The following is a 12,218-nucleotide window of genomic DNA, read 5'->3' as shown; positions in this document are numbered from 1 at the left end:
CAGGTGGCCGCGCGGGATCGTTCGAGCTGGTCAGTCCAGCTTGAAGCCGATGCGCCTCACATAGGCACCGAAGTCCGCGCGCTCGGGGTGCGCGTATTGCCGCGCCTTGTCCTCCGACCAGCCATAGGTCTCGGCCAATCCGAATTCCCCGACATAGCGTTGAGCCGCATAGGGCTGGGCTGCCTCGCGGCGCCGGTCATATGCTTCGATGGCATCATCGAGCCCGTCTTCGAGAAATGTATTGTGATGCACGGTCACGGACAGCGGAAGCCGCATGCTGAGCTGCGGCGCTTCGGCAGGATATCCCACGGCGAGGCCGGCTACCGGGAAAACATGGTCGGGAAGTTTCAGGAGCCGCGACAGCGCGTCGCAGTGGATGCGGACCGCGCTGATCGGACAGACGCCGAGGCCTTCAGCCTCGGCCGCGATCACGAATGCGGACAGCGCGATCGCAGCATCGACCGCAGCGTTGAAAAAGGCATCGAGGTGATCGTTGGCGAAATGCCTGTCGCGCAATGTGTGGATCCGACGCTGCCGCCGGTTGTTACCGCAGAACAGGAGAAGGTTAGGGACGTCGGCAAGCCATTTCTGGCCGAGCCGGCCGTCGGCCAGCAGCGCTCCGATCTGGGATTTCAGGTGCGGCGCGTCGATGATGATGATGTCGCGCTGCTGGAGATCGCTTTTTGTCGGGGAGCATAGCGCGAGCGCACATAGCCGCCGCAAGGTCGGGTATGGAATGGTATCGGAGCGGAATTTTCGCACCGAGCCGCGGGCCGCCAGTTGATTGAGGAGAGACGGGGCGTCACCGCCGAATTCCACATCTGCAGCGTCAGGACCGAAGCGATCGACAAGCGGGGATTTTGAATTGGACATCTCGAAGGTCTCCAGGAGCGCTGCCTATTAACGTCAGGTCCGCACGAGATAGGCAAGGGTGAGAGGCGTGGCATGTCAGACCGGCGTCGCGACGAGACGTTGCGCGCGGAGCCGGAGCCGCCCGAATGCTCACGGCGGGACTTGAGATATTTGAAGTCGGGACCATAAACTATTCATTTGCCTTTTGTGCCGCTTCGGAGCCGAATGATCGAAAAGGCGGCACTGTTCCCGGGGAGAAGATTGCAATGGATATGAAACTGTCGCCGGAGCAACTGAAGCTCCGCAGTGCCGCGCGTGAATTGGCCGAAGCCGAATTCGCAGCCAGAGCGGCGGAGATCGATCGCACCGAAGCCTACCCTTTTGCTAACGTCGCCGCGCTTAAGGCCGCGGGCTTCATGGGCTATACGATTCCTGAATCCTACGGCGGTCGGGGAGGAAGTTACTTCGAGGCCGCCCTGATCATCGAGGAAATGGCGCGGGTATGCGGGGCGACGGGGCGCATTACGGTCGAGGCCAACATGGGCGCGATCTCCGCGGTCATGCAGTACGGCACCGAAAAGCAGAAGCGGCTGGGAGCCGATCTCGTTCTTTCGGGTGACAAGCCCGCGATTTGCATCACCGAGCCGGAAGCCGGATCGGCGGCGACCGAGATGACGACGCGCGCCGACAAGCACGGCAACACCTACGTCATCCGAGGCAAGAAGCACTGGATCACGGGCGGTGGGGTCTCAAAACTCCATCTGATTTTTGCGCGGGTGTTCGACGAGCGGGGCGCAGAGCAGGGGATCGGCGGCTTCCTCGCGCTTGGGGGGACGCCAGGCCTGGTCATCGGCAAACGCGAACCCGCCATGGGTCTCCGCGGCATCCCCGAAACGGAGATCATCTTCGAGAACCTGGAAATCCCCGAGGATATGCTGGTGCTGCCGCCGCGCGGGCTGCGGCGCGGCTTTGCCGATCTCATCGACGCCTATAACAGCCAGCGGGTGGGCGCCGGCACAGTCGCGCTCGGACTGGCGCAGGGCGCGTTTGAGAAGGCCATGACCTTCGTGAAGGAGCGCAAGCAGTTCGGGCGGCCGATCGCCGAATTCCAGGGCCTGCAGTGGATGCTGGCCGACATGGCGGTGGCGCTCAACGCCGCGCGGCTGTCGCTGCATCAGGCAGCCCTTAGCGCCGATCCCTTCCCGGATCCTCTTCTGGCGGCGCAGGCGAAGATCATCGCTTCGGAGACGGCCAACACGGTCACCAACCAGGCGCTCCAATTGTTCGGCGCCAGGGGGTATTCGCGGGATTATCCGCTCGAACGCATGGTTCGGGATGCGCGGATGTTCACGATTGCCGGCGGCACGGCGCAGGTGCTGAGGACGCTGGTGGCGTCCAGGATTCTCAATACAAAAATCCCGCAGACCCGCGACGGTTATTCCGAGACGGTTCAGGCGCCATCCCTCGCGGCAAAGTAATTTTTCATCGCGGCTCACACTGCGCGGCTATGCGTTGCCGCGGAATGCGCAAGATGGGCATCGAACGCCGATGCGACGCTCCGCACCAAAAATTCCGCGCCGTCGCTGATCGAGAGCCGGTTGTCGATCATCGTCACGGCGCCGTCGGCGATCAGGCTCTCGATCCGCGGGTGATCGACGATCGCGGATCGATGGTCGCGGCCATGCAACCGGGATAGCCGGGGCAGATCGACCGCAAGGTCGCACATGATCCGCTCGATGATGTCGGCGCGGAAGCGATCTTCCCTGGTGAATACGTAGCCCTTGGCGGTAGCGAGCCGGTCCTCGGCGATGCGCGCGAGATAGTCGCGTGTCGGAACGGCGTTCTGTACGAATCCTTGCGGCATGCGGCCGATGGCGCTGGCGCCGAGACCGATAAGCGTGTCGGCGGAATCGTCGGTGTAGCCCTGGAAGTTGCGTTTCAACCTGCCGTCCTGTCTTGCGATGGCCAGGCTGTCGCCCGGGAGGGCGAAATGATCGAGGCCAATGCGGACGTAGCCTGCATCGAGCAAGGCTTCGGCGATGGTTTCGGACTGCAGGTGCCGCTCGATGCTATTGGGTAGGGCGTCTTCGGCGATCTTGCGCTGGTGCTTCTTGAAAGAGGGAACGTGGGCGTAGCCGAACACCGAAAAGCGGTCCGGCCGGAGTTCGACGCATTTGGCGACGGTGTCGAGACACGAGTCCACCGTTTGCAGCGGAAGTCCGTAGAGCAGGTCGAAATTGATCCGTCCGACGCCGGTCCGGCGCAGCCGCTCGACGGAAGCTGCGGTCTGTTCAAAACTCTGCAGCCGATTGATGGCGCGCTGCACGGCGGGGTCAAAACTCTGGACGCCCAGGCTCGCGCGATTGACGCCGCAATAGCCGAGCGCCTCGACCATCGGCTCCGTCAGCGTGCGCGGATCGATCTCGACGGCGATTTCGGCATCGGGAAGGACGAAGAACGAATAGCGTAGCGCGCCGACCAGGTCCACGAACGTCTCGGGCGACATGATCGTCGGCGTGCCGCCGCCGAAGTGGATATGAGAGATCGGCATTCTCTGCGCGATCGTCTCGGCGACGAGGCGCGCTTCGGTGCGCAGGCCCGCGGTATAGGTCGCAATCGGATCGTCGCGCTTGGTGACCGAGGTGTGGCATCCGCAGTACCAGCACATGGATCGACAGAACGGCACGTGAAGGTAGATCGAGGCCGGTTGCCGCACGGGCACCGACTTCAGCCAGCTGCGATAGCGCTCTTCGCCAATCCCCGGCGAGAAATGCGGGGCCGTGGGATAGCTGGTGTAGCGCGGCAGCTGGTCCTGCCCGTAGGATTGCGCCAGGTCCGATCGCATCTGCTTTTTTCCTTCCGCCTCCCGATCAATTACCGGACTCGGGGCAGGAGTACTTTGCGCTGGCTCAACCCACCGCCAATTGCCGGGCGTCTATGTTCGCTGCAGCAGCTTTGTGACGTTCCGGACGACGGACGAGGCGACCGACCGGGAGGGTTCGGCGACGAGCCTGAATCCGAGATTGGCCGGCGGGACGCCCGCGGCGCAGCCGCCGGATCTGGGATCGCGGATGAAATCGGTCATGTAGGAGCGATGGGCGCCCTCCACGGCGCGGACGCCGCAATTCGTGTTGGTGATCCGCTCGTCCTCGCCGTCGAGCGAAACGCGCACGAAGCAGCTGTTCGTCCATTCCCAGACATTGCCGGCCAGGTCGTCCAGTCCGTTGCTGTTAGTGCCGAACGTGCCGCCGGGTTGAGCGGCCGTCGCGGCCGGCCTGGAGCGGGCGGATTCGGCCTCGTAGCGGGCGATCCAGGCCTGCGCCGGATCGGAGGGGTCGACCAGCGGCGTCGCTTCGTCGCGCGCCTTCTCGGCGGCGGCAAATGTCCACTCCTCGTCGGTCGGCAGACGATGGGTGACACCGGTCTTGCGCGACAGCCATGCGGCGTAAGCCGAGGCATCGTGCCAACTGACGCCGACGACGGGTACGTCCTGCGCGCCTGCCGAAACGGCGATGCGCGGGCAGGCGGCTTCGTCGACACAGCGCGCGTATTCGGCGACCGTGACCTGTCGTTTCATGATGGTGAGATCAGCGGGCAGTCGCAGTTCGCGCAGCGGCGCTTCGACCGGCCGGCCGGCCTGCGAGAAATCGCCTGCGGCCCGGTAGCTGAAGGAGGTGGACGCGAGGCGCAGGGCTCCGTCCTGGTCCTGGGGTTGAGTGGGCGCGAACACGGTCGCCATGATCGGCGCGGCCAGCGCGCCTGCGAGCATCGCCGTCTTCATTTTGATCAGGATGAGCATGACCTTGCCTCCTCTTCATGCGACGGCCCGCGGTGCTACCGCGGGCCGTCGTTTCGAGCGCTACCTAGCGGGTGACGGCCACCGGGTCGGCAGCACCGACCTTGTCAGGCGGGATCGGGCCGGGAGGCGTGACCTGCTTCATGAGGTCCTCGTTCCACTTGCCCTCCACCTTGATGTGGGCGCTGGCGCCGAGCTCGACCGCCTCGATCAGGTTGTGGTTGACGTAGGCGTAGATGCCGGGTTCGCGGAAAGTGTAGAGCGCGGCGCCGGCCGAGCCGCCGCGGATAAACCAGGTCTCAAGGTCCTTCTGTGGCGGATTGTTGAACTTGCCGGCCTCCCAGACATAGTCGCCATGCCCGCCAATCAAATGCGGCCGGGTATCGCGGTTGGCCTGCGAATGCACGAGCATGACGGTCTCGCCGACCTTCGCGGTCATCGCGTTCTTGCCGGTGAGCGATCCGACCCGTCCGTTGAACACTACGTGAGTCGGGATCAGCTTGCGCATGACCTCGGTCGTGTCGGCATAGGATTCGCCGACGGTTTCGTAGGTTTTGTACTTGCCGTTCGCGTCCTTCGGCACATAGAGGTCGTTCTCGCCGATGTAGAAGATCTTGTCGTAGTGCAGCGGCTTGCCTTCCGCATCCTTCAGGCCGTCGCGCGGCAACACCATCACCGTGCCGTGCATGCCGGAGACGACGTGCCAGGGGATCATGCCTTCCGGGGCGCAGTGATAGACAAAGACGCCGGGCCGCGTCGCCTTCCAGCGCAGGACCACCTGCTCGCCGGGATTGACGTGGGTCAGCGCGCCGCCACCCAGGGCGCCAGTCGCCGAATGCAGATCGATGTTATGCGGCATGCTGTTGGTCGCCGGATTGACCAGCGTGAGCTCCATGTAGTCGCCCTCATGGACCACCATCATCGGACCAGGCATCGATCCGTCAAACGTCATGGCATGGAATTTCGTGCCGGCTTCGTCGATGACGACTTCCTTCTCCCGGATGGTCATTTTGAACTCGACGATCTTCGGTCCGGCCTTGGTCGCTTGTTCGTGGGCGTGGACAAAGGGCGGAGCGACCAGTTCGACTCTCTGGCGCGGCAGCTTCAGATCGTCCGCTGCTCTCGCCACGGCCGGTGCGGCCATCATCAGCGCCGCGACGGCGGCGCCCATTAAAGCAGTCCTTCTCGTCAGCATGATGCTCTCCATCGCTTTGTATGTACTAATTCGATGGATGCAGAATGCGCGATGTGGCGTCGAGACTCTTTGCGCTGGAACAAGGAAAGACGCGTTAGCGACCGACGAAGTTAAGGCTCGATGATTTGCGCGGGATCAAAGAGGCTTGGTAACCGCGAGGTTAAGATCGCCGCAGGAAATATGATGCGGTGTCTGTCGCGGATGCCGCGGCCTAAGGCGCGGGCTTGCGTGTCTGAGCGGCTTCTTTGCCTTCGGCGAGGACATGCAGCCGGTGCGCATCGCGCAGAACGATCCGCTGCCTGCCTCCCTCGACCAGTCCCTGCTGCTCCCACGCGCTGAGAATCCGGCTGACGGTGTGCAACGTCGTCCCCGTCATCTCTGCGACGTCCTGCCGGCTGATGGGAAAATCGATCTCGACGCCGGCATCGACCTTCCTTCCGGCCTGCTTGGCCAGGCGGAGCAGCGCATGCGCCACACGCTGCTCGACCTGCTCGTTCGACATCTCCAGCACGCGGGCCTGTGTATCCTGCAGGCGGCTGCCGACGGTCTGCAACGCGCTGGAGGCGAGGCTCGGATATTTCGCGATCAGGCGATTCCAGGAAGACGAGGGCCAGGCGAGCGCGATGCTGTCCACGGCGGCAACGGCAGTCGCCGGATAGTGTGTCAGGTTCATGGCTTGCGCGACGCCGAACAACTCGCCGGCCGAGACGTAGCGCACGACGGACTGTTGCCCCTGCGGCGTGGTCTTTTCGACGCGAAGATGGCCGTGAATCAGGATGTAGAAGCGATCGGCTTCCGCGCCCTGATCGAAGACGGCGCTCCCCTTCGGGTATCGAATCGAACGCGCTTCGCGCAGTAGTTCGTCCTGTTCGGCGGGCGTAAGGCCAGCGAACATCGGCAGGTGTGCGACCAGTGAGCGGTCGACTGAGGCCATCGATCTCCTCTTTCCAATCCGCTGCGGATGGTACCCGCGGCCGAAGCAGGCCTCAACGGCCCGCCAGGATCATCTCTTAGCCCATAATTCCCCCCGGAGATTGCGCTGGCGCAATCTCCGGGGGACCAGGCGGCGGTATCTGATGCCCCGGGAGCCCGGTAAATCCCGGGCGCAAGTTACAGGAAACAGGAAAGAAACGGGAACATGAAAAAGATTGCGATGTTGGCCGCGGCCGCGGCGGCTCTGGTTCTGGCCGGAAGCGCCCGGGCGGCGGAGATCGAAGTCAAGCTCCTCAACAAGGGCGGCGATGGCGCTGTGATGGTGTTCGAGCCGGCCTTCGTGAAGATCGCGCCCGGCGACACCGTCAAGTTCGTGTCCACGGACAAGGGCCACAACGCGGAGTCCATCAAGGGCATGCTCCCCGAGGGCGCGGCGCCATTCGCAGGCAAGAACAATGAAGATCTCGCCGTCAAGTTCGAGCAGGAAGGCGTCTACGGCATCAAGTGCCTGCCTCACTACGGCATGGGGATGGTTGCGATGATCGTGGTTGGAAAGCCCGGCAATGTCGACCAGGCGAAGGCCGTTCCGCAGGTCGGAAAGGCAAAGCAGGTCTTTGCGACGCTCTTCGACAAGCTCGAAGCCAGCAAAACCGCTTCCAAATAGCGGTCATCTCGCGCCGGCTTCTCCAGTTGGCCGGATGAATGAGCAACACCTCGTCCATCCAGACATTGTACCAGGCGCCGGACTTACGCCGGCGCGGGAAACGCACTGGCTCGAACCCGGCCGCGCGGGCGTGGCCGGGTTCGAGGTCGCAATCGTCCGTGGCAAGCGCGATCAGAAGCCAGTCGCGCGGGGCAGCGCTAGATATCCGCGATTATTTGCCGCTGAAGCGACGGGGGATGTTGATCTGGCGCAAGGCCTGCCTACTGGATTGCCTTTTTCTTCGGCTGAGCAGCAGGAACAGCAATTGGCCTTGCTCTCGGTGAAAACCGGGATCGAAGTTTGGCCTTCGAGTTTCAGCAAGAGATCGTCGGTGATGGCCTCGAAAAGTTTGCGCTCGATGGCGCTGTCGCTCCGGCTTCGTTCTCGCAATCGCTCGAAAATACGCATCGTGTCCTCCGTTGATGGCGGGCCGACAATGCAGACCAAGATCAGCCCGATCTTTGTTGCGGATCAAACACTCCGCCGAACGATGCTGCAATTTGTGCCCCGACAAAGAGCGCCGACCGGATCAGGCTAAGATCACAATGAATGGACGAGGATCGCTGATGGCGACGATGCAGAAATTGAGGGCCTATCAGGGGCCGGCGCTGTTTTCCCACGGCTTTCGGCCGTTTTTTCTGTTCGGCGCTATCTATGCAGGTGCCATGGTTCCGCTGTGGCTTGCGGTATTTGCCGGCGACGTCCGGCTACCGACCGCGTTCGTGCCGCGGGACTGGCACGTCCATGAGATGCTGTTCGGCTATGTGGGCGCCGTAATCGCCGGCTTTCTTTTGACGGCGGTGCCGAACTGGACCGGCCGCCTTCCGATCCAGGGTGGTCCGCTCGCGATCCTGTTCGCCGCCTGGCTTGCCGGCAGGTTGGCGGTGACATTCTCCGGCTTCATCGGCTGGGAAATCACACTGGTGATCGACGCTGCCTTTCTGCTGTTGCTTGCCGCCGCGGCGGCCCGCGAGATCGTCGCCGGACGCAAGTGGAATAATTTGAAGGTGGTCGGCATCATCTCGCTGCTGGCCGCTGCCAATGTCGCGTTTCATGTCGAGGCGCATCTCGGCGGTCTGGCGGATTATTCCATGCGAGCCGGCGTCGCCCTCGTGCTTACGCTGGTCTGCGTAATGGGCGGACGGATCGTTCCGAGTTTTACGCGCAACTGGCTGGCGCGGCGCGAACCGGGACGGCTACCCGTTCCCTTCAACCGCTTCGATGCGATCACCATGGCCGCGGGTGTCTGCGCCATGATCGCGTGGGTGGTGGCGCCTTCGGGTCGCTTCGTCGCAGCCGCGCTCGGCGTCGCCGGTTTACTCCACGTCGTCCGCCTGGCGCGCTGGGCCGGTCATCGGACCGTGTCGGACCGCCTCGTGCTGATCCTCCATGTGGCTTACGCGTTCGTTCCGGCCGGTTTCCTGCTGGCGGCGCTATCGGCAGCGGACCTTGTCGCCCCCAGCGCCGGGATCCACGCCTGGACCGGCGGCGCTATCGGTTCGATGACGATCGCTGTGATGACCCGTGCCTCGCTCGGCCACACCGGGCAGGCGCTTTCGGCGTCCATTGCCACGCAGTTCGTCTACGCTTCGATCGTCGTCGCGGCGCTGGCGCGGGTATGCGCGGCGCTTGAGCCAGCCCATGCGATCCTGCTGCTGACGATCGCGGGCGTCGCGTGGGCGGCGGCGTTTCTCGGTTTCGCGCTTGTCTACGCGCCGCTGCTGTGCAGCGCCCGTAAATTCTGAAGGGCTACGATGATCGGCGCCAGCATATCACGATGGACGATGAGCTACTTCGCGACGGCGCTTGCGTGGTTGTTCGTTGCGCTAGCGTTGATGGTCGCAGGCGTTGGCTATCCGTCGGCGCATCTCGCATCGCCCGATACGCTCGTCCTGGTGCACGTGGTCTGCATCGGCTGGCTCAGCGTGGCGATGTGCGGCGCGCTGTTCCAGTTCGTGCCTGTCCTTGTGGCAAAGCCGCTGTTTTCGGAGAAGTGGGCCTTGCCGGCGCTTGGCCTGTTGACGGCAGGTCTCGCCGTGTTGCTTGCGGGCTTCCTGGGATTGGGGGGGCGGCTTCCCGCCTGGCTCTGGCTTCTTCCAATGGGCGCAATCCTGCTCATCGCGGGGTTCGGCCTAGTCGTTGTCGATCTCGGGTTGACGGCGTGGCTGCGGCCGAGAGGTCCGGCACGTTTCGTTCTTGTCGGGTTGGTTTCGCTCTGCGCCACCGCAGCGTTCGGCGCGGTCTTTGCGTTTGCGCATGCGGGATGGGCGGGATCGGCCGGGCAATCGATGTTGGCATCAGGCGTTCCGCTGCACGCGATCGCGGGCCTCGGCGGTTGGCTCACATTGACGGCCATGGGGGTGAGCTACCGGCTGCTCTCCATGTTCATGCTCTCGCCCGATGTCGACGAGCGGAAGAGCAATATGACATTGGCGGCCGGCACGCTCGCCATCGGCGCTGCCGTGGTCGGCGGGGTTCTCGCAATCTGGCTCGTCTCCGGATTGAACGTCGTGTTGCCGGCGGTCGGCGCCCTCGGCCTGGCGGCGATCGTTCTATATGGGCGCGACGTGATCGGAATCTTTGGCGGACGCAAGCGGCGGCAACTTGAACTCAACACGCGAATGGCGGTGCTGTCCTTCGTCAGTCTCGCAGGCGCGGCTCTCCTGGGCGTGGTGCTCGTCCTGACCGGCGCTTTCGCCGCCTATCTCGGCACCTTCGCCTTTCTCTCCATCTTCGGCTGGCTGTCGGGTTTGGTGCTGGCCAAGCTCTACAAGATCGTGGCGTTCCTGACCTGGCTCGAGACCTACGGTCCGGTGATGGGACGAACTCCTACCCCCCGCGTTCAGGATCTCGTTTCCGAGGCGAGGGCATCGAAGTGGTTCGTAATCTACTACGTGGCCGTCTGGTTCGGCACGTTGATGCTGCTGGCCGGCCAGCCCTCGGCGTTCCGGGCGGCGGCGGCGATGATGACCGTCGGCCTCGTCGGCATCGTCCGGGAAGTGATCCGGGCGCGACGGCTTGCGGACGTCGCGAGCCCGCTGCGCCTTCCGGACGGCGCGTGCGCGCCGCATCTGCTGTGTGCCAGGGGCTGAAGACGAGAGCTAAAGACGAAACGAAAGGAAGAAGCATGACCGAATACATCGATGTCGACGTCCGTCCGATCCTGCGCGCAGGTGGCGAGCCGTTCGCGGTCATCATGGCCGCGCTCGAGCGCCTCGAACCGGGGCAGGGGCTCCGCCTTTACGCCACGTTCAAGCCAATTCCGTTGTTCGCCGTGATGGCGGACAGAGGATTTGCGCATTCCGCGCAGGCGCTCGACGCCGGCGAATGGGAAGTGCTGTTCACGCCCGGGGCAATGAAACAGACGGCGTCGCCCTCCGGCACCTCGGTCTTCGGCGGTTGGCCCGAGCCGGCTGTCAAGCTCGACAATCGCGACCTCGATCCTCCGGAGCCGATGGTCCGGATCCTCGCGGCCGCCGATAAGCTAGGGCCTGGTGAGACGCTTTCGGCGCTGCTGCGGCGCGAGCCTGTCTTTCTGTTTCCGCAACTCGAGAAGCGCGGGTATCGCTGGCTTGGCGGGTTCTCGCCGGATGGCGCCACGTACGAACTGACCGTCAGGGCGCCGTAATGACGAACCAAATCGCCGACCGTATCCGGGAAGCATTGCGCGTCGTGATCGATCCCGAGCTTGGTCACAACATCGTCGATCTCGGCTTCGTCTATGACATCTCGGCCGTCGATGGCGCCGTTCGCATCACCATGACCGCGACCACCCCGGGATGCCCCGCTATCCGTTTTCTTAAAGAGGGTGTCGCGAACGCTGCCGCCCGGGTGCCGGGCGTCGGCTCCGTCGACATCGTGATGACGTTCGATCCGCCCTGGACACCCTCCCGCATGTCGCCGGTCGTCCGGACCTCGCTCGGCTTCGCCGCAGTGAACTAACGTCTGGGACGACGAATGGCGCTTACCAGCGAGATCAACCACGCGAAGATATGCGCCCAGGACCACATGCCCCACCTGATCCGCCTGTATCGATATGCTCGGATCGGAATGCCGACTGAGCAAGCCGGTCCTTTGCCAGGTTGCCATACCGAACGTTGCCCCCGCTTGAATATTCGGATCGTTACGCTATATGGAATACCCTCGAATCGAACATTGCTGAGAGTCGTCGGATGAGCAAGAAATTCAATCTTGATTCCATGTCTGTCGACGAAATGTGGCAGCTGCATGAGGAAGTTAACGCGGCCCTCTCTATCAGATTGACGTCAGAGAAACGCGAGCTCGAAAAGAGATTGGCGCAGCTTCGTCGCGAGAAAGAAATGCGTCAATCGGAAGCGGTGGACAGTCAGGCGAAAGATGCGCCACGGGAGCGACGCAAATATCCGAGGGTGTTTGCAAAATACCGAAATCCGAACGAGCCTTCGGAGACTTGGTCCGGGCGTGGAAAACAACCCCGGTGGCTGACTGCCGCTCTGAAGACGGGTCACACCCTCGACGAGTTTGTGATTCAGAATGTGGAATCGAACAGAAATAATTTTCGGCGGCAAAGGGCGTAGGCTGCTTAAGACAGGTTGCTCGCAAGTAACGACGCCGGATGCTCGCGTGATGGCTTGGCGTTAAATGTCGTGATCTGAAGTTGAACGGACTCCAATTAGACTTGAAGATGACAGAATCTCTTCAGGGTGAATTGTGGCTGGACGCTTTGCTCCACTGGATCTGGATCAACTAAAGCACGCCGA

13 protein-coding genes are annotated in these 12,218 nt (G+C 63.1%); 8 read left to right on the top strand and 5 right to left on the bottom strand.

Annotation, left to right across the window (positions count from 1 at the left end; genetic code table 11):
* Positions 1-30: 30 nt before the first annotated feature.
* Positions 31-873, bottom strand: coding sequence for a nitroreductase family protein (locus ACPPVP_RS34725; RefSeq protein ID WP_426528059.1), 843 nt, complete (start codon positions 871-873; stop codon positions 31-33).
* A 245-nt stretch (positions 874-1,118) separates the two neighbouring features.
* Between ACPPVP_RS34725 and acdA the strand changes: the two genes are divergently transcribed.
* Positions 1,119-2,330 (top strand): 3-sulfinopropanoyl-CoA desulfinase, encoded by a 1,212-nt coding sequence (acdA, locus tag ACPPVP_RS34720; RefSeq protein ID WP_426528058.1) that lies wholly within the window; start codon positions 1,119-1,121, stop codon positions 2,328-2,330.
* Positions 2,331-2,344: 14 nt separating this feature from the next.
* On the opposite strand, the gene hemN is transcribed toward acdA, so the two are convergent.
* From hemN to ACPPVP_RS34700, 4 genes are all read right to left on the bottom strand, one after another.
* Entirely contained in the window at positions 2,345-3,697 is a 1,353-nt protein-coding gene (gene hemN, locus ACPPVP_RS34715) for an oxygen-independent coproporphyrinogen III oxidase (protein ID WP_426528057.1), read from the bottom strand.
* 90 nt (positions 3,698-3,787) lie between these two features.
* Positions 3,788-4,651 (bottom strand): formylglycine-generating enzyme family protein, encoded by an 864-nt coding sequence (locus tag ACPPVP_RS34710; RefSeq protein ID WP_426528056.1) that lies wholly within the window; start codon positions 4,649-4,651, stop codon positions 3,788-3,790.
* Positions 4,652-4,715: 64 nt separating this feature from the next.
* Entirely contained in the window at positions 4,716-5,843 is a 1,128-nt protein-coding gene (gene nirK, locus ACPPVP_RS34705) for a copper-containing nitrite reductase (RefSeq protein WP_426528055.1), read from the bottom strand.
* Between the two features lie 211 nt (positions 5,844-6,054).
* Positions 6,055-6,777, bottom strand: coding sequence for a Crp/Fnr family transcriptional regulator (locus ACPPVP_RS34700; RefSeq protein WP_426528054.1), 723 nt, complete (start codon positions 6,775-6,777; stop codon positions 6,055-6,057).
* A gap of 204 nt (positions 6,778-6,981) precedes the next feature.
* Between ACPPVP_RS34700 and ACPPVP_RS34695 the strand changes: the two genes are divergently transcribed.
* From ACPPVP_RS34695 to ACPPVP_RS34665, 7 genes are all read left to right on the top strand, one after another.
* A complete protein-coding gene (locus ACPPVP_RS34695) occupies positions 6,982-7,440 on the top strand; it encodes a pseudoazurin (protein WP_426528053.1) in 459 nt (152 codons plus the stop codon).
* A gap of 34 nt (positions 7,441-7,474) precedes the next feature.
* Positions 7,475-8,017, top strand: a complete 543-nt coding sequence (locus ACPPVP_RS34690) for a hypothetical protein (RefSeq protein ID WP_426528052.1) — start codon at positions 7,475-7,477, stop codon at positions 8,015-8,017.
* Between the two features lie 28 nt (positions 8,018-8,045).
* Entirely contained in the window at positions 8,046-9,224 is a 1,179-nt protein-coding gene (locus tag ACPPVP_RS34685) for an NnrS family protein (protein ID WP_426528051.1), read from the top strand.
* A gap of 9 nt (positions 9,225-9,233) precedes the next feature.
* The gene (locus ACPPVP_RS34680; protein ID WP_426528050.1) at positions 9,234-10,571 is read left to right on the top strand and encodes a hypothetical protein; all 1,338 of its coding nucleotides are present in this window, start codon (positions 9,234-9,236) and stop codon (positions 10,569-10,571) included.
* 35 nt (positions 10,572-10,606) lie between these two features.
* Positions 10,607-11,107 (top strand): DUF2249 domain-containing protein, encoded by a 501-nt coding sequence (locus tag ACPPVP_RS34675; RefSeq protein WP_426528049.1) that lies wholly within the window; start codon positions 10,607-10,609, stop codon positions 11,105-11,107.
* Positions 11,107-11,421 (top strand): metal-sulfur cluster assembly factor, encoded by a 315-nt coding sequence (locus ACPPVP_RS34670; RefSeq protein ID WP_426528048.1) that lies wholly within the window; start codon positions 11,107-11,109, stop codon positions 11,419-11,421. The genes ACPPVP_RS34675 and ACPPVP_RS34670 overlap by 1 nt, the downstream gene beginning before the upstream one ends.
* Before the next feature lie 230 nt (positions 11,422-11,651).
* Positions 11,652-12,035 (top strand): H-NS family nucleoid-associated regulatory protein, encoded by a 384-nt coding sequence (locus ACPPVP_RS34665; protein WP_426528047.1) that lies wholly within the window; start codon positions 11,652-11,654, stop codon positions 12,033-12,035.
* The last annotated feature ends 183 nt before the right edge of the window (positions 12,036-12,218 follow it).

Origin of the sequence: Bradyrhizobium sp. McL0615 (assembly GCF_049993905.1) — a bacterium.
Classification (GTDB): Bacteria; Pseudomonadota; Alphaproteobacteria; order Rhizobiales; family Xanthobacteraceae; genus Bradyrhizobium.
This window is presented reverse-complemented; position numbering and strand designations above follow the sequence as displayed.